Source organism: Sphingopyxis sp. GW821-FHT02C12 (assembly GCF_059421785.1).
This window is the reverse complement of record NZ_JBWKVQ010000001.1, coordinates 1,704,190-1,719,875: the sequence shown is the minus strand read 5'-3', so window position 1 is coordinate 1,719,875 and position 15,686 is coordinate 1,704,190. Positions and strand designations below refer to the sequence as shown.

The following is a 15,686-nucleotide window of genomic DNA, read 5'->3' as shown; positions in this document are numbered from 1 at the left end:
CATTGCGAGCGGAGCGAAGCGATCCAGGGCGGTTACCGCCCACTCTGGATTGCCGCGTCGCCCCCGGCTCCTCGCAATGACGAGGATTGCCCGAACGGCAGGGCGCATGCCCCGTCTTCGATCAATAGCGATAATGATCGGGCTTGAACGGACCTTCGACCGGCACGCCGATATAGTCGGCCTGCTTCTGGCTCAGCTGGCTGAGCTTCACGCCCAGCTTTTCGAGGTGCAGCGCCGCGACCTTTTCGTCGAGATGCTTGGGCAGGACATAGACGTCGTTCTTATACTGCTCGCTGCGCGTCCACAGTTCGATCTGCGCCAGCGTCTGGTTGGTGAAGCTCGCCGACATCACGAACGACGGGTGGCCGGTCGCATTGCCGAGGTTCACGAGGCGCCCCTTCGACAGGATGATGATCTGCTTGCCGTCGGGGAATTCGACGAGGTCGACCTGCGGCTTGACTTCGGTCCACTTGTAGTTGGCGAGCGCCGCGATCTGGATCTCGCTGTCGAAGTGGCCGATGTTGCAGACGATCGCCATATTCTTCATGCCCGCCATATGCTCGGCGGTGATGACGTCGGCGTTGCCGGTCGCGGTGACGAAGATGTCCGAACGCTTGACGGCTTCGTCCATCGTCACGACCTCGAAACCTTCCATCGCCGCCTGCAGCGCGCAGATCGGGTCGATTTCGGTGACGAGGACGCGCGCGCCGCCGTTGCGGAGCGACTGCGCCGAGCCCTTGCCGACGTCGCCGAAGCCGGCGACGGTGGCGACCTTGCCCGCGAGCATCACGTCGGTGCCGCGACGGATCGCGTCGACCAGCGATTCCTTGCAGCCATAGAGGTTGTCGAACTTCGACTTGGTGACGCTGTCGTTGACGTTGATCGCGGGGAAGGGCAGCTCGCCCTTCTTGGCGATGTGGTACAGGCGGTGGACGCCGGTCGTCGTTTCTTCCGACACGCCCTTGATCGCCTTGACCGTCTTCGTCAGGTAGCCCGGGTTGGCGGCAACGAACGCCTTCAGCGCGCGCTGCATTTCAATCTCTTCTTCATTCTCCGGCGCCGGCATCGCCTGCCCGGCTTCGAGCTTCGCGCCCCACAGCGCGAACATCGTGGCGTCGCCGCCATCGTCGAGGATCAGATTGCAGGTCGTGCCGTCTTCCACGCCCCAGTCGAAGATGCGGCCGACATAGTCCCAATAGTCGGCGAGGCTTTCGCCCTTCACCGCGAACACCGGCACGCCCGACGCGGCGATCGCGGCGGCGGCATGGTCCTGGGTCGAGAAGATGTTGCACGTCGCCCAGCGGACCTCGGCGCCGAGCGCGGTCAGCGTCTCGATCAGCACTGCGGTCTGGATCGTCATGTGCAGCGACCCGACGATTTTCGCACCCTTCAGCGGCTGCGACGCGCCGAATTCGCTGCGCAGCGCCATCAGGCCCGGCATTTCGGTTTCGGCGATGTTGATTTCCTTGCGCCCGAAATCGGCAAGGCCGATGTCGGCGACCACATAGTCACGGGTGTCGGCGGCGAGAGTGGCCATGGGTATTTCTCCTGTCAGATGGGGTGCGCCCGCTCGCAAACGACCGCGTAATTATGTTGCGCGCCCTAGCCCAAAGCGCCGCCCGGATCAAATATAAACTTTTCTTTATATCGCAAGTCCGGGGCCATCCACCGGCGACGTGCGGACGCGAATCAGGACGCGCGGAATCGCACGGCCTCGCGAAAAAAATTTCGACCGGCGCAATTGTGACAATCGCCCCGCCGCCTATGTGACAGCGCGTCGCAAAGCCCAAGATTCTGAAAATTCTGACTTATAATGCGCCTTGCGTTCAGCATAATCGGACTTTGTGACAGCTATGTTACAAATGGCTGAAAATATTGACTTTTGTGCGAAGCAGGCAGAAAATCATCCCAAGTTACGGGGAGATACAAAGATGAAAAAAATTCTGCTGCCGCTCGTCGCTCTTGCTTTCGCGACCCCTGCCGCCGCCCAGTCGATCATCGTCGTCACCGGCCCGCAGGCCGATTCGCAAGTCTTGCCGGTAGCCTATGCCGAACTCAAGGCCGGCGACAATCGCGCCGCGGTCGCCAAGCTGACCGACGAAACGACGCTCGATGCGCGCGACCCGTCGCGGCTGATCAATCTCGGCACGGCTTATGCCCGCCTGGGTCGCACCGCAGACGCCTCGACCGCCTATAGCGCGGCGATCGACAGCCCGATCCGTTACGATCTGGAACTCGCCAACGGCCGCTATGTCGATTCGCGCTGGGCCGCCCGCACCGCGCTCGCCAATCTCAACGAAGGGCGCCCGCTGCTCGCGCTGGCACGCTGAAACAAATCCGTCGCCCCCGCCTTCGCGGGGGCGACGCGTTTTGGGAACGTCTCGCTTACGCCTCGCCGCCCTCGGTCGTCAGCAGGCGCGCATCGACCCCGGCCTCCGCAAAGGCCGCCTGCCAGCGCTTTTCGGGCGGCGTGTCGAACAGCAAGGCGTCGCTGCCCGGCGTCACATGCCAGCCGTGGCGCACCATCTCGTCCTCGAGCTGGCCGCCCGCCCATCCGGCATAGCCCAGCGCGACCAGCCAACGCGACGGGCCGCGGCCTTCGCCGATCGCGCGCAAAATGTCGTGCGAGCTCGATATCGTCCAGCGCCCCGCGACCTCGATGGCGCCCTCGCCGCCCCAGTCCTTGCTGTGCAGAACGAAACCGCGCGACTGTTCCACCGGGCCGCCGAGGAACACCGGCTGGTCGAGCGGGTCGCCATCGTGCGCGATCTCGAGCTGGTCGAGCACCGCGCCCACCGTCATGCCCGCGATCGGGTCCGATATGCCGATACCCATCGCGCCCTCTTCGTCATGGCTGATCATCGCGATCACCATATGCTCGAAGCGGGGGTCGCCGATGCCGGGCAGCGCGAGGAGCAGCTGGCCGGTGAACCAGGGGGGAGCCGTTTCCATGACCGCACCATGCCCGCCCGCGTCGGCCCGGTCCAGCGCGCGCGTGAATTTATCCGCCGCGCTTGACTCGGGCCGGTCGCCACCCAATGTCTGCGCTCCCGATTCCCCCCGCTGAGAGGACGAAAACATGACGATCCAGACCGGAGACAAGCTGCCCGAAACGACGCTGGTCAAGGTGACCGAAGGCGGACCCGAACGGGTCAGCACCGCCGATTATTTCAAGGGCCGCAAGGTCGCGCTCTTCTCGGTACCCGGCGCCTTCACCCCGACCTGTTCGGCCAAGCACCTGCCGGGCTTCGTCGAAAAGGCCGAGGAACTGAAGGCCAAGGGCATCGACGAGATCGTCTGCACCGCTGTCAACGACGCCTTCGTCATGGGCGCCTGGGGCAAGAATGGCGACGCCGGCGGCTCCGTCACCATGCTCGCCGACGGCAATGGCGATTTCGCCGAAGCGGTCGGCCTCACCATGGACGGCCAGGCCTTTGGCATGGGCAAGCGCGGCCAGCGCTTCTCGATGATCGTCAACGACGGCGTCGTCGAACAGCTCAACGTCGAAGCCCCCGGCGAATTCAAGGTGTCGAGCGCCGACCATATGCTCGAGCAGCTCTGAGAAAATACGGGAGGGCGGCCTGTTCGCGGGCCGCCCCTTCCCTTTTGTCACATTTTCGTGCAACAGCGTCGCGATGACATCCTCATCGCAAAACCAGAACATCGCCGATCCCGCCGCCCTCGTCGAAGGGATCATCGCCGAGCTCCAGGACAAGTTCCGCACCTCGGTCTCCAATCTCAAATCGGCGATCGCCGCCTATGTCCGCGACGGCACACTGCCGCCGGCCGATGCCGCCGCGACCGGGCTGTTCGACTATCCGGCGCTCCGCCTCGTCACGACCGGCGAACAGCGCGAGGGGCAGACCGCCCATAATCTCGCCTTCGGCCAGTTCGAGCGCGCGGGCGAGTTCGTCACCACGGTCACCCGCCCCGACCTGTTCGCCGATTATCTGCGCGACCAGCTCAACCTGCTCGTCCGCCATTATGACGTCGAGCTGTCGGTGACGCGCACCGGGCAGCAAATCCCCTTTCCCTATGTGCTCGACGCCAGCGACGGGTCGGACATGGGGCGCGTCACCCCGCTCGAACTCGCGCGTCATTTCCCGACCACCGAGCTCGCCGACATCGGCGACGAGCTTGCCGACGGGCTGTTCGGCAGCGACCCCGCGGCGCCGCAGGCGCTCGCGCTGTTCGACGCGCTGCGCACCGACTTCTCCCTCGCGCGCCTCCGCCATTACACCGGCACTGCGCCCGAGCATTTCCAGCGTTATATCCTGTTCACCAACTACCACCGCTATGTCGACGAGTTCGTCTCCTGGGCGGGGGCGCAGGTCGGACAGGGCCGCTACACCGCGCTCGCGGGCGCCGCGGGCCTCTATGTCGACCAGCCGGGCGTCAACGCGAGCGCGCTCGTCGCCGACAGCGCCTGGCGCCGGCACCAGATGCCCGCCTATCATTTGATCGCGCCCGACGGCGGCGGCATCACCCTCGTCAACATCGGCGTCGGGCCGTCGAACGCCAAGACGATCTGCGACCATCTCGCGGTGCTGCGCCCCGAGGCCTGGCTGATGATCGGCCATTGCGGCGGGCTGCGCCCCAGCCAGCGCATCGGCGACTATGTCCTCGCCCACGCGTACCTCCGCGACGATCATATCCTCGACGCGGTCCTGCCCCCCGAAATCCCGATTCCGCCGATCGCCGAAGTACAGCAGGCGCTCGCCAGCGCCGCCGAAGCCGTATCCGGCACCAGCGGCGCCGACCTGAAAAAACGCATGCGCACCGGCACCGTCGTCACCACCGATGACCGCAACTGGGAGCTGCGCTACACCGACAGCGCGCTGCGCTTCTCGCAGTCGCGCGCGATTGGTATCGACATGGAAAGCGCGACGATCGCCGCGCAGGGCTACCGCTTCCGCGTCCCCTATGGCACCCTGCTCTGCGTCAGCGACAAGCCGCTCCACGGCGAGCTCAAGCTGCCCGGCCAGGCGAACCGCTTCTATGAAGAAGCGATCGCCGCGCATCTCCAGATCGGTATCCGCGCCTGCGAGACGATGCGCGACGAGGGCGCCAAGCTCCACAGCCGCAAACTCCGCGCCTTCAACGAACCGCCCTTCCGGTGAGCGCGGCTCCGAACCGCTCACGCTCGGTCGCCGGCCGCGTCGCGATCGTCACCGGCGCGGCGAGCGGTATGGGCCGCGCTACCGCGCTGCTGCTCGCGAGCGAAGGCGCGAAGGTCGCGGTCACCGACCTCAACCTTGCAGCGTGCGAGGCGGTCGCGGCCGAAGCAGGCCCCAATGCCAAAGCCTTTGCGCTCGATGTGTCGGACGGCGAGACGATCAAGGCCGTCGTCGCCGACATCGTCGCGCACTTCGGCGGCATCGACATCTTGATCAACAACGCCGGCATCTCGGCCTTCTGCCCGCTCGATGCCGACGATTATGACGGTATCTGGCACCGCGCCGTGGCGATCCTGCTCACCGCGCACCAGCGCATGGTTCGCGCCGCACTGCCCTTCCTTCGCCAAAGCGACGCCGCGCGTATCGTCAACATCGCCTCGACCGAGGGCCTCGGCGCGACACCCGGCGATACGCCCTATGTCGCCGCCAAGACCGGCGTCACCGGACTGACGCGCGGCCTCGCGGTCGATCTCGGCAAAGAGGGCATCACGGTCAACTGCATCTGCCCGGGTCCGATCCACACCGGCATGACCGACAAGGTGGCCGAGGCCGACAAGCTCGTCTTCGCCAAACGCCGCACCGCGCTGCGTCGGTACGGCGACCCCGAGGAAGTCGCGCATATGACGCTCAGCCTCGTCCTCCCCGCCGCCAGCTACATCACCGGCGCGGTGATCCCGGTCGACGGCGGGCTGATGGCACGCAATGCGTGACAGTTGGCTTTGAAGCAGAAAGCGGACCTTGCCCTCGGCCTTTCAGGGGAAAGGATGGCGCAGCTTGCTCCACAAGGCAGGTTAGCGGAAGAAGCAGTTCATCCCCGCGAACAGCGCGTCGATCTTCGCCGCTTCGCCGGGCGCGGCGAACATACCGCCAACGCTGTCCTGACCCGCGCCAAGGGTGAACTCCTCGCCAAGCGTGCTGTCCTCGATCGCGACGAGCTTGACCGACTCTGCGGCCTTGGCGCGGGTGGTGCCGATGGCGATGCCGCTCATCGTCGAATATAAGTCGGCGCCGGGTTCGTTGCCGAGGAACCAGCCGACGAACCTGCCGTCCTGAAAATTGAGGGTCATCGCGTCGTAGCGGGTGAACTCCATCGTGCCGGCGCCGCATTCCTCGTTGGTGCTGCGGTCGTCGAGGGTACCGGCGACGCGCGCCAGCGCTTCTTCGGCCTGCGCGCGCGGCACACCGAAGGCGAGCAGGCTGGTCTTGCCATTATTCTTGTCGATGAAGCGCAGGCCCTCTCCGTCGAGGCTGATCGCGGTGGTCGCAGCGCTCGGTCCATCGGCCTTTGCCTCAGGGACCGCCGGCGCGACGGGGTCGGCATCCACCGGCGCCTTGTCGGCGGCTGGCTTGCACGCGGCAAGCAGGCCGATCATGACGAGGGTGATGACGTTGCGCATCGCTCAATTCCTGCCGCGGGTGGGGATCACGAGAACCAGTATCGCACCGAGGGTGGCGAGCGCCATATCCTTTTGCGCGTCCCAGATGTCGCCTTGCTGCCCGTTATAGCGGTCGGCGGTCGCGCCCGCCGCGACGATGGTGAGCAGCCATTCGAACATTTCGTAGAGGCACGAGATGGCGAGCACCCACGCGAGCACGGCGAGGGTGGCGCCGCGCGGGGTCAGTCCGCCCCAGCGGCGGGCGATCTCGGCGACGGGGACGACCGACAGCGCGCCGAAGGCGAAATGGACGAGGCGATCATAATGGTTGCGGGTCCAGCCGAAGGCGTCCGACAGGGTGGTGCCGGTGAGCGCGCGCGCCCAATCGTCATAGGGAACGTTGCTGTAGGCATAGCGGCCGCCGAGCGTGTGAAGCGCGAGGAAGGCGATGATGCAGGCGAGCGCCGCGGTCGAAAGCGGCCAGCGGCGGAGCAGCCAGGGCGACGCGAGCAGGAAGACCAGCGTCGGGATATGCTGGAGCAGCGCGACCTCGGGATAGGGCTGCGCGATCTGGGCAAGGAGGAGCAGCGCGGCAAGAAGGGCCAAGAGCTGTTTCTGGGCGCGCGGGAGGGTAGTGATCATCCCCTTATCCGTTCGCATCGAGCGAAGTCGAGATGCCCATCGTTCGTGCGCGCCTGCGGGGTGTCTCGACTTCGCTCGACACGAACGGAAACTGGTGGGCGGGCCTGGGTCCCCATCACCAGCGGAGCGACATGCAACTGAGTCCCGCGTCAATGCGTGCGATCTGGGTCGTCGGAAGCGGACGGATCGCGTGACCGCGCGCTGCGAGCAGCGCGTGGGTGGCGGTCCAGCGATCGCCGACGAGAATGGTGTCGTTGATGCGGAGAAGGTTCGCCGCCGCCTCCTCGCCCGGCGGGGTCACGACGACCTCCAGTCCCGCGAATTGCGGGCAGTCGGCGAGCGCTGGGACGGCGAGGATGGTACCCGCGTCGATCAGCGAGCAGCCGGTCTTGAAATGCAGGACGCCGGGCGGGGTGTCGGCGATTTCGACGCTGTAGCCGAGGTCGGCGAGAAGCGTCGCCAGTTCCTCGGCGCCCGCGCGGTCGGTGCGCGCCGAGAGGCCGATGACGACGCGGTCGGCGAGGCGGAGCACGTCGCCGCCATCGACATGACCGGCGGTCATGGAGAGGCGTCGGGGATGATGCGCGGCGAGCGCGTCGCCAATAAACGCGACCTCGCCCGCGCGGGTGGCCGCACCGGGGCGGAGCAGGATCGCGCCCTCGGGGAAGGTCAGCGCGACATCCTCGACGAACAGAGCATCGGGGAAGGCGTCGAGCGCGGGCAGGATGGTGACGGCGAGGCCGAAATCCCGGAGCGTCGCGACATAGGCGTCATGTTCCGCGGCAAGCGCCGGAAAGTCCGGGTCGGGGCCGCCGTCGGCACGGATGCCGTGGATCGCCGAGGGGGCGGGGGTGCGGACAATGGCGTGGGTGAAGCGATAAGGGGTGGTCATGGCAGCGGCATAGCCCGAACGCTTTGCGGTCGGCAATGCGATCCTCCCTGTGGCGAAGCCATGGGGAGGTGGCAGCGCGAAGCGCTGACGGAGGGGCCGACGCCGTCAGGCGTCGTGTGAGGTTTCGGCCCCTCCACCACCGCTTCGCGGCGGTCCCCCTCCCCATCGCTACGCGACAGGGAGGATTAGGCTCAGCCCTTTTTGAGGTGGCGGCGGCCGAGCAGTTCGGCGATCTGCACCGCGTTGAGCGCGGCGCCCTTGCGCAAATTATCGCTGACGCACCAGAGATTCAGGCCGTTATCCACCGTCGGATCATCGCGGACGCGGCTGACGAAAGTCGCGAAGTCGCCGACGCATTCGACGGGGGTGATATAGCCGCCGTCCTCGCGCTTGTCGTGAAGGACGACGCCGGGGGCTTCGCGCAGGATGCGCTGGGCATCCTCGGCCGACAGCTCATTCTCCATCTCGATGTTGATCGCCTCGCTGTGGCCGACGAACACCGGCACGCGGACGCAGGTCGCCGTCACCTTGATCTTGGGATCGAGAATCTTCTTGGTCTCGACGACCATCTTCCACTCTTCCTTGGTCTGGCCGTCGTCGAGGAAGCTGTCGATGTGCGGGATGACGTTGAAGGCGATCTGCTTGGTGAACTTCTGGATGTCCTTTTCGTCGCCGACGAAGATCTGGCGCGTCTGGTTCCACAGTTCGTCCATGCCCGCCTTGCCTGCGCCCGATACCGATTGATAGGTCGAGACGACGACGCGCTTGATGGTGGCGGCATCGTGGAGCGGCTTGAGCGCGACGACCATCTGCGCAGTCGAGCAGTTCGGGTTCGCGATGATGTTGCGCTTGGTATAGCCATCGATCGCGTCGGGGTTCACCTCGGGCACGATCAGCGGCACGTCGGGGTCCATGCGATAGAGCGACGAGTTGTCGATCACGACGCAGCCCGCCGCCGCCGCCTTCGGCGCGTGGATCTTGGTCGCGTCGCTGCCGATCGCGAAGATCGCCATGTCCCAGCCGGTCCAGTCGAAATTGTCGATATTCTGGCATTTGGCGGTCTTGCCGGTATCGCCAAGTTCGATGTCGAGGCCCTGGCTGCGCGACGAGGCGACCAGCGCCAGTTCGTCGATGGGGAATTCGCGTTCGAACAGGATGGCGAGCACTTCGCGCCCGACATTGCCCGTCGCGCCGGCGACAACGATACGATAACCCATTGAAACACTCCTCAGCGTAAAACTCGAAATATGGTCAGACCTTCCAGCGGAAATGGCCGGTCAGCGGGTGGTCGAACAAGGCATCCTCTTCGCGGGCGCCGCGTCCGATATTGTGGATGATCAGCGGGCGGCCCGCTGCGTTAGTTCGGTCGGAAACGATGCCGGTGTGCGGAAAGCGCCCGCCAGTCATCGCGGTAAAGATATCGCCCGGCCGCCAGCCGGCGGGATCGGTCGAGACGGGCAGCCGCGCGCGCTGGCGCGTCCAAAAGGTCGCGAGGTTCGGCACGCGGCGGTGGTCGATGTTGCGGTCGGGACGGCGCAGCCCCCAGTTTTTCGGATAGGCCCCGAAGTCGGCCTTCATGTCGGCGTTTACAAGGGCCTGCAGATCGACCCCCAGCGCGTCGCGATAGGCGCGGATCAGGACGTCGGTGCACACGCCCTTGGCGCGCGCCACGTCGCCGTTCGGGAAGGGCAGCACGGTGTAAGCGGGGTCATAGGCGAGCGTCACGCCAACCTGCTTGCGGGCGGCAGCAACCAGCCGCTCGGCGGTGGTCGCCGCCAGCGCCCCGCCCGACAGTCCGAACGCGCCAAAGCACAGCCCCGCGCCGATAAGAGCGCGCCGTGAAGGCTGAAAGGACGCGGACTGCTGCATGAATTTGCGTTGCCCAAATGAAAAACGACCGGCTCTGCGCTTTGGCGGAACCGGTCGTTTTGGAAAGCTGTTTTCGCTTGGGGTTGGGAAAGTCTCCCTTAGCCCTCGCTGGCTTCCGGCCGGTAATCGCGGCGCTCCGCAATACGCGCCGATTTGCCGGTGCGGCCACGAAGATAGTAAAGCTTCGCACGACGCACGGCACCCTTGCGGATGACGGTAATGCTGTCGATGTTGGGCGAATAGAGCGGGAACACGCGCTCGACACCTTCGCCGAACGACATTTTGCGCACGGTGAAGTTGGAGCCCATGCCCTTGTTCGAGCGTGCGATGCACACGCCTTCGAAATTCTGGACGCGAGTGCGTTCGCCTTCGACCACCTTGACGCCGACTTTCAGCGTGTCGCCGGGACGGAAGGTCGGAATGGTCTTTGCCGCCTTGGCAATTTCTTCGGCTTCGATCGTCTGGATGAGGTTCATGCCTCTATTCCTTCTTCTTCTGCCGCGCGCCAGAGGCAGGTCGGTCCCGAGCATCGACATGACGCTCCCAAAGGTCCGGCCTGCGTAACCGTGTGTGATCCTCCGCCTGTTGTTTCCGCCAGGCGGCGATCTTCGCATGATCCCCCGATCGCAGCACTTCGGGGATCGTGCGCCCTTCCCATTCGACAGGTCGGGTATAGTGGGGGTATTCGAGCAAACCGTTCTCGAACGATTCGTCGTCCCCACTGGAAGTCGCGCCCATTACGCCGGGAATCAGGCGAATGCAAGCGTCGAGCAAAAGCAGCGCCCCCATCTCGCCGCCCGACAATATGATGTCGCCCATCGACACCTGTTCGATCGGGCGGGCGTCGAAGATGCGTTCGTCGAAACCCTCGAACCGCCCGCACAGGATGATCGCGCCGGGACCCGCCGCGAGGCTGCGCACCCGCGCCTGGGTGACCGGTGCGCCGCGCGGGGTCATCGCAAGGATCGGCAGGCCCGGGTTCGCCGCCACCGCATGGTCGAGCGCGGCGGCCAATATGTCGGCCTTCAGCACCATGCCGGCGCCGCCACCCGACGGCGTATCGTCGACGGTGCGGTGCCGGTCGGTCGCGAAGTCGCGGATCTGGACGGGCGCGCACGACCACACCCCGGCCTCAAGCGCGCGACCCGCCATGCTTTGCCCGAGCGGGCCGGGGAACATGTTTGGATAGAGGGTCAGGGGGACGGCGGCGAAGGTCATGGCAACGGCTGCCATAGCGCCTCGGGCAGCAGGTGGCGATCCATCTCCATCTCTTCGTGCAGCCATTCGCGGAAGCGTTCGATCTTGCGCACCCCGACGCGGTTGTCGCGGTGGACGAGAAAGTTGGCGCCGCCGGGCTGGTAGAGCGTGTCGAACGGCGCGACCATGCGGCCGCTGGCGAGTTCGAGTTGCCACAGCAGCGGGGTCATCAGCGCGATGCCATAGCCGCCCTGCACCGCGCTCGCCTCCTGCAACTGGCTGTCGAGTTCGATACCGCGGCGTTCCTGCGGCGGGGTGCCGACCCCGGCGGCGGCGAGCCAGCCCGCCCACCACGGATCGTTGGGGGCGAGGCGATCGACGCGGAGCAGGTCTTCGGGCGCCGCGATCGCGTTGGCGTCGCGAAACGCCGGCGAGCAGATCGGCGTCACATGGCTTCGGAACAGAAAGTCGGCGCGTAGCCCCGGCCAGGCGCCGCCGCCGACGCGGATCGCGACATCGACGTTCGAAGCGTCGAAATCGACCATTTCGTTGGCCATCGACATACGGACCGCGAGATCGGGGTGGCGAAGCTGGAAGCGGCCGATGCGCGCGCTGAGCCAGGTGCCGCCGAAGGTCGTCGCGGCGCTGATCGTCAGCACCTCGGCCTCGTCGTCATCCAAAGCGGCGAAGGCGTCGCCCATCGCGGCGAAGGCGCCCGAGACAGCGGGGAGCAGCCGCTGCCCTGTTTCGGACAGCCGCACCCGCCCCTTTTCACGCACGAACAGCGCGCGGCCGAGACGGTCCTCCAATTGGCGGACCTGATAGCTGACCGCGGCCTGCGTCATTCCCAGTTCCTCTGCTGCGCGCGAGAAGTTCTGCAGACGACCGGCGGCTTCGAAGGTGCGGACGGCGGCGAGGGGCGGCAGCTTGGGCATCGCGCTACATAAGGTGCCCTTATGAGATGATGCAAAGCTTTTGTTGGCGACGGAGCGGCCAAAGGCGCATCTGGAGAACATCGAAACACAGGAGACGAACCATGCAGGACGAACTCTGGATGCGGAACTGGAACGACGCGCAGCCGCGTTTCAGCGCCGATATCGATCGCGGCTTTGCTTCGCTGGCAGGCGCGATCGCGCGGCTGCGCCGGCGCCGCGACGACCGCACTGCGAACCTTCGCGCCCGGATCGGGATCGGCTGACGATCCTGTTCACCAGGCCATGCCCATGAACGCCCCCGGTGGTCCTTCGCCGGGTGCGTTCATGGGCATGGATGGTAGCCGGCGGCTGCCGTCGTAGCGCTCGCAACCCCGTCCCCTCCCTCCGCAAATCACCAAAATACAACCCTCCGTTAACCAAAAATCAGCGGCTTGGCGCCTAATTTCCTCCCACTCGGACCAGGGGGACAAGATGGCGCGATGGGCGCGGGCGTTGACGATGGGCGCGGTGCTGTGGGGCGCCGCGGTGCCCGCGCACGCGCAATCCTCGTTCGCCGACGCGACGGTGATGACATGGGACGGGGTGCTGACCGGCATCTTCCTCGGGCTGCTGCTGTTCTCGCTCGCCTATAATGCCGCTTTCCATGCGCTGCTCCGCGAGCGGTTTCTGATCTGGCAGAGCGTTCGCGCCTTTGCCTATTTCGCGCTCGCGATCGGGCTGTCGCCGCTGGCGATGGGGGGCTTTTTCACCCCCGACAGCTTTGCCCGGCAGGTCTGGATCACTTTGTTCTTCGATCTGGGCGTCGCGGTATCGGGGCCGTTCCTGCGCGCCTATCTGGAGCCGGGGACGATCCCGAAGCGGCTCTATCGGCTGCTGGGATGGCCGCCCTTCCTGATCCTGCTGACGACGCCGGTGACGGTGATGGCCGATCCGCCGGGGCTGTATTTCACGCTGCGCAGCCTGTTGCTGGTGACGATGCTGACGCTCGGCGTCACGACGGTGGCGATCGCGCTGCTGCGCGGCAGCCGCACCGCGCGGTATCAAGCGGCGGCGTGGAGCGGCATCGGCGGCGTCTATGGCGTCAGCCTGTTCCACGACATCGTGCTGCAGACACCGTTCGAATCCTTCCTGTTCCTGCTGTTTCCCGCTTTGGGATTGGAAGTGATGCTCACCGCGCTGGGCATTCTCGACCGGCTGATCCGTCTGCGCCGCGAACGAACCGAAGCGCAGGCCCAGGCCGAAGCGATGCGCGTCATCGCGCACACCGACCCGCTGACCGGTCTGCCCAACCGGCGCGCGATCGAGGAGAGTTACGGACAGGAGACGCCGGTCGCGATCGCGATCGTCGACCTCGACCATTTCAAGGCGATCAACGACCGCCACGGCCATGACGTCGGCGATCGGGTGATCTTTGCCGCCGGGGTGGCGCTGGGGTCGGGCAGCGCGATGGCGGCGCGGATCGGCGGCGAGGAGTTCGCCTTGCTGTTCCGCTGCGAGGCGAGCGCGGTCGCGGGCGAGGCCGAACGGCTGCGCCAGCGCGTCGGCGCCTATATCGCGCAGATGGTGCCGACGCTGAAACGGCCGGTGACCGCATCGATGGGCCTTGTCCATATCGCGCGCGAGACGAGCTTCGGCGCGGCGATGAAGTCGGCCGACATCAACCTGTACGCCGCCAAGGAAAGCGGGCGCGACCGGGTCGTGTTCATCGAGGCGGCCTGACCGGACGTCATTCCGAACGCCGGGCCGCGAATTGGAGCGCCGCGAGAGTCAGCAAGACGACCAGCGCCGCCGCGCCAATCGCGATCTTCTGGAACAGCAACGGATCGGGATCGTCGTTTGCGCCCGCGCTGCCAAGGAGAGCATTTGTGAAGAAGATGGCAGGGGCAACGCCCGTCAGCATGCCGGCCAGCCAGACCAGCGGCGGCGACAGCCGGCGCAGCAGCCACCAACTCACGACCGCCCCGGCGATCGGGACCAACACGACAAAGGTCAGGATGAAGATCATGGGTGGTCGCCGGGCACGACCCGCAGACGCCACGCCTGGATCATGACCGGGCTGGTCGGAGCGAGCAGCAAGGTGCCGTCGAGTTTGCCCTTTTCGCAATTGAGGCGAAAGGCCGTAGACAACGCCCCCAGCGGCGCGAGTGGCTCAGCGGTCGGGCAGGCGCCGACCTGATCCTTCAACTTCGCCAGTTCGGCGGTCCAGTTGTCGGCCGAGCGGTCGAGCAGGAAATTCATCGCGAGCTTGCCGTCCAGCGGTTTCAAACTGCCCGCGTCATAGGCAGCGCGTGTCGCGGCGAACATGTCGGCGACCGCGGGCGACACCGGCGTGTCGCGGCGGACGAGCAGTCCCGCCTTGTCCATCGCCACGGCCGTGTCCCACGCCGGACCCGACGGGCCGGCATAGGTGCGGTTGGCGAGCGCGAAAACCCCCGTGCCGGTGTCGGGCATCAGCATCACATGGCTGCCATAGCCGGGATAGCCACCGCCGTGCGCGAGCGTGAGGCCAAGGTCGCAGTCCTGCGCGACGCGCCAGCCCATGCCATAGGCGAGGCTTTGCTTACACGCGTCGTCGCCGCTCGATCCGATGCGATTGACGACCGAAGTGAAGTTCGACCCCTGCGCGATTTCGCGCACCGTCGACCGCCGGACCGGGCCGGTGTCGGGATCGTCGCGCGCCGGCCAGGCCGAGAGCAGGAAGGCGACCCATTTGGCATAGTCGTTGGCGCTGACCTGCAGGCCGCCCATGGCGTTGAAGGCGCCGTCGACCATTTCGGGTTCGGGCGCCCAGGCGTCATTCTCCCAGCGATAGCCGAGAGCATATGTGTCCTTCGGCGCATGGGGGGCGTCGAAACCGCTCGCGGTCATGCCGAGCGGGGTCAGGATCGTTTTGCGGACATAGTCGGTATAGGCCATGCCCGAGGCCTTGGCCACGATGCGGCCGAGCAGCGCATAGCCGAAGTTCGAATATTCATGTTGGCTCTGCGGCGCACGGCTGAACGGCACGCCCGCGGCGATCATTTTGGTGAATTCGGCTTGCGGCAACACCTGCTGGCGGTCGCCCCAGGGATCGTCGGTAACGAAACCACCGACATGCTGGAGCAGGTCGCGGATCCGGATGCGCGGGCTGTCCGTCGTCGGATAGGTCCAGCCCTTCATCTGGGGCACATAGGTTTCGGCGAGGTCGTCGAGGCGGAGCTTGCCATCGTCGCGCAATTTCAGGATCGACAGCGCGGTGAACGCCTTGGTCATCGAGGCGATGCGAAACAGGCTGTCGGGGGTGACCGGGCGCCGCGCGTCGAGATCCTGCACGCCGAGGCCCTTCACATAGACGAGCTTGCCGTTCTGGACGACGCCATAGACGAGCCCGGGAATGTGGGCGTCGGTCTGAAACGTCGCAAAGCGCGCGTCGATGTCGGGAGCGAGTTGCTCGAGGGTCTTTGGGGCGGGGTCATGCGCGGCGGCGGGCGACGCCACCGCGAACAGGGCGGCAAGGGCGATTCGCGATCTCGAACGCATGGCAGTCTCCCCCGTTTGTCGCGCCAAACTTGCTTCAATCTCGCTTAAAGTCACAAAAGCCCCGCATGCAGCGCATGAT

At 66.0% G+C, this 15,686-nt stretch carries 18 protein-coding genes; 6 read left to right on the top strand and 12 right to left on the bottom strand.

What is annotated here, in order from left to right; all coding sequences use genetic code 11:
• Positions 1 to 121: 121 nt before the first annotated feature.
• Positions 122 to 1,537, bottom strand: a complete 1,416-nt coding sequence (gene ahcY, locus AC07U1_RS08175; RefSeq protein ID WP_492737343.1) for an adenosylhomocysteinase — start codon at positions 1,535 to 1,537, stop codon at positions 122 to 124.
• A gap of 394 nt (positions 1,538 to 1,931) precedes the next feature.
• Here ahcY and AC07U1_RS08170 point away from each other — a divergent pair, with 394 nt between their 5' ends.
• Positions 1,932 to 2,330, top strand: coding sequence for a hypothetical protein (locus AC07U1_RS08170; RefSeq protein WP_495176871.1), 399 nt, complete (start codon positions 1,932 to 1,934; stop codon positions 2,328 to 2,330).
• Between the two features lie 55 nt (positions 2,331 to 2,385).
• On the opposite strand, the gene AC07U1_RS08165 is transcribed toward AC07U1_RS08170, so the two are convergent.
• A complete protein-coding gene (locus AC07U1_RS08165) occupies positions 2,386 to 2,952 on the bottom strand; it encodes a YqgE/AlgH family protein (protein ID WP_495176872.1) in 567 nt (188 codons plus the stop codon).
• 127 nt (positions 2,953 to 3,079) lie between these two features.
• On the opposite strand from AC07U1_RS08165, the gene AC07U1_RS08160 reads away from it, so the two are divergent.
• From AC07U1_RS08160 to AC07U1_RS08150, 3 genes are all read left to right on the top strand, one after another.
• Positions 3,080 to 3,562 (top strand): peroxiredoxin, encoded by a 483-nt coding sequence (locus AC07U1_RS08160; protein ID WP_056345507.1) that lies wholly within the window; start codon positions 3,080 to 3,082, stop codon positions 3,560 to 3,562.
• 73 nt (positions 3,563 to 3,635) lie between these two features.
• On the top strand, positions 3,636 to 5,120 hold the full coding sequence (locus AC07U1_RS08155) for an AMP nucleosidase (RefSeq protein ID WP_056345504.1): 1,485 nt from the start codon (positions 3,636 to 3,638) through the stop codon (positions 5,118 to 5,120).
• The gene (locus AC07U1_RS08150) at positions 5,117 to 5,887 is read left to right on the top strand and encodes an SDR family NAD(P)-dependent oxidoreductase (protein ID WP_495176873.1); all 771 of its coding nucleotides are present in this window, start codon (positions 5,117 to 5,119) and stop codon (positions 5,885 to 5,887) included. Before AC07U1_RS08155 ends, AC07U1_RS08150 begins: the two co-directional genes overlap by 4 nt.
• A gap of 81 nt (positions 5,888 to 5,968) precedes the next feature.
• On the opposite strand, the gene AC07U1_RS08145 is transcribed toward AC07U1_RS08150, so the two are convergent.
• From AC07U1_RS08145 to AC07U1_RS08110, 8 genes are all read right to left on the bottom strand, one after another.
• The gene (locus tag AC07U1_RS08145) at positions 5,969 to 6,574 is read right to left on the bottom strand and encodes a hypothetical protein (RefSeq protein ID WP_495176874.1); all 606 of its coding nucleotides are present in this window, start codon (positions 6,572 to 6,574) and stop codon (positions 5,969 to 5,971) included.
• Between the two features lie 3 nt (positions 6,575 to 6,577).
• Entirely contained in the window at positions 6,578 to 7,195 is a 618-nt protein-coding gene (locus AC07U1_RS08140) for a DUF2238 domain-containing protein (protein WP_495176875.1), read from the bottom strand.
• A 115-nt stretch (positions 7,196 to 7,310) separates the two neighbouring features.
• Positions 7,311 to 8,087, bottom strand: coding sequence for an arginine deiminase family protein (locus AC07U1_RS08135; protein WP_495197679.1), 777 nt, complete (start codon positions 8,085 to 8,087; stop codon positions 7,311 to 7,313).
• 191 nt (positions 8,088 to 8,278) lie between these two features.
• Complete coding sequence (locus AC07U1_RS08130) at positions 8,279 to 9,304, bottom strand: aspartate-semialdehyde dehydrogenase (protein WP_495176877.1); 1,026 nt, start codon at positions 9,302 to 9,304, stop codon at positions 8,279 to 8,281.
• A 34-nt stretch (positions 9,305 to 9,338) separates the two neighbouring features.
• Positions 9,339 to 9,956, bottom strand: a complete 618-nt coding sequence (locus tag AC07U1_RS08125) for a DUF1287 domain-containing protein (RefSeq protein WP_492737359.1) — start codon at positions 9,954 to 9,956, stop codon at positions 9,339 to 9,341.
• Between the two features lie 98 nt (positions 9,957 to 10,054).
• Positions 10,055 to 10,432, bottom strand: coding sequence for a 50S ribosomal protein L19 (gene rplS / locus AC07U1_RS08120; protein ID WP_056345487.1), 378 nt, complete (start codon positions 10,430 to 10,432; stop codon positions 10,055 to 10,057).
• A 4-nt stretch (positions 10,433 to 10,436) separates the two neighbouring features.
• Positions 10,437 to 11,174, bottom strand: a complete 738-nt coding sequence (gene trmD / locus AC07U1_RS08115) for a tRNA (guanosine(37)-N1)-methyltransferase TrmD (RefSeq protein WP_495176878.1) — start codon at positions 11,172 to 11,174, stop codon at positions 10,437 to 10,439.
• The gene (locus AC07U1_RS08110) at positions 11,171 to 12,088 is read right to left on the bottom strand and encodes a LysR substrate-binding domain-containing protein (RefSeq protein ID WP_495176879.1); all 918 of its coding nucleotides are present in this window, start codon (positions 12,086 to 12,088) and stop codon (positions 11,171 to 11,173) included. Before AC07U1_RS08110 ends, trmD begins: the two co-directional genes overlap by 4 nt.
• A 101-nt stretch (positions 12,089 to 12,189) precedes the next feature.
• Between AC07U1_RS08110 and AC07U1_RS08105 the strand changes: the two genes are divergently transcribed.
• Together AC07U1_RS08105 and AC07U1_RS08100 are read left to right on the top strand one after the other, a co-directional pair.
• Positions 12,190 to 12,351 (top strand): hypothetical protein, encoded by a 162-nt coding sequence (locus tag AC07U1_RS08105; protein ID WP_495176880.1) that lies wholly within the window; start codon positions 12,190 to 12,192, stop codon positions 12,349 to 12,351.
• 208 nt (positions 12,352 to 12,559) lie between these two features.
• Positions 12,560 to 13,807 carry a sensor domain-containing diguanylate cyclase gene (locus AC07U1_RS08100; protein WP_495176881.1) on the top strand — a complete coding sequence of 416 codons (1,248 nt, stop codon included), beginning with the start codon at positions 12,560 to 12,562 and terminating at the stop codon, positions 13,805 to 13,807.
• Between the two features lie 7 nt (positions 13,808 to 13,814).
• Here AC07U1_RS08100 and AC07U1_RS08095 read toward each other — a convergent pair whose 3' ends face one another.
• On the bottom strand, positions 13,815 to 14,093 hold the full coding sequence (locus tag AC07U1_RS08095) for a hypothetical protein (RefSeq protein WP_056345477.1): 279 nt from the start codon (positions 14,091 to 14,093) through the stop codon (positions 13,815 to 13,817).
• Entirely contained in the window at positions 14,090 to 15,607 is a 1,518-nt protein-coding gene (locus tag AC07U1_RS08090) for a serine hydrolase domain-containing protein (RefSeq protein ID WP_495176882.1), read from the bottom strand. The genes AC07U1_RS08095 and AC07U1_RS08090 overlap by 4 nt, the downstream gene beginning before the upstream one ends.
• Positions 15,608 to 15,686 lie beyond the last annotated feature (79 nt).

Coding starts and splice junctions, on each gene's coding strand:
- rplS (WP_056345487.1), bottom strand. CDS start 10,432: ATGAACCTCATCCAGACGATCGAAGCCGAAGAAATTGCCAAGGCGGCA.
- AC07U1_RS08160 (WP_056345507.1), top strand. CDS start 3,080: ATGACGATCCAGACCGGAGACAAGCTGCCCGAAACGACGCTGGTCAAG.
- trmD (WP_495176878.1), bottom strand. CDS start 11,174: ATGACCTTCGCCGCCGTCCCCCTGACCCTCTATCCAAACATGTTCCCC.
- AC07U1_RS08155 (WP_056345504.1), top strand. CDS start 3,636: ATGACATCCTCATCGCAAAACCAGAACATCGCCGATCCCGCCGCCCTC.
- AC07U1_RS08135 (WP_495197679.1), bottom strand. CDS start 8,087: ATGACCACCCCTTATCGCTTCACCCACGCCATTGTCCGCACCCCCGCC.
- AC07U1_RS08125 (WP_492737359.1), bottom strand. CDS start 9,956: ATGCAGCAGTCCGCGTCCTTTCAGCCTTCACGGCGCGCTCTTATCGGC.
- AC07U1_RS08105 (WP_495176880.1), top strand. CDS start 12,190: ATGCAGGACGAACTCTGGATGCGGAACTGGAACGACGCGCAGCCGCGT.
- AC07U1_RS08140 (WP_495176875.1), bottom strand. CDS start 7,195: ATGATCACTACCCTCCCGCGCGCCCAGAAACAGCTCTTGGCCCTTCTT.
- AC07U1_RS08130 (WP_495176877.1), bottom strand. CDS start 9,304: ATGGGTTATCGTATCGTTGTCGCCGGCGCGACGGGCAATGTCGGGCGC.
- AC07U1_RS08110 (WP_495176879.1), bottom strand. CDS start 12,088: ATGCCCAAGCTGCCGCCCCTCGCCGCCGTCCGCACCTTCGAAGCCGCC.
- AC07U1_RS08100 (WP_495176881.1), top strand. CDS start 12,560: ATGGCGCGATGGGCGCGGGCGTTGACGATGGGCGCGGTGCTGTGGGGC.
- AC07U1_RS08170 (WP_495176871.1), top strand. CDS start 1,932: ATGAAAAAAATTCTGCTGCCGCTCGTCGCTCTTGCTTTCGCGACCCCT.
- AC07U1_RS08095 (WP_056345477.1), bottom strand. CDS start 14,093: ATGATCTTCATCCTGACCTTTGTCGTGTTGGTCCCGATCGCCGGGGCG.
- AC07U1_RS08145 (WP_495176874.1), bottom strand. CDS start 6,574: ATGCGCAACGTCATCACCCTCGTCATGATCGGCCTGCTTGCCGCGTGC.
- AC07U1_RS08165 (WP_495176872.1), bottom strand. CDS start 2,952: ATGGAAACGGCTCCCCCCTGGTTCACCGGCCAGCTGCTCCTCGCGCTG.
- ahcY (WP_492737343.1), bottom strand. CDS start 1,537: ATGGCCACTCTCGCCGCCGACACCCGTGACTATGTGGTCGCCGACATC.
- AC07U1_RS08090 (WP_495176882.1), bottom strand. CDS start 15,607: ATGCGTTCGAGATCGCGAATCGCCCTTGCCGCCCTGTTCGCGGTGGCG.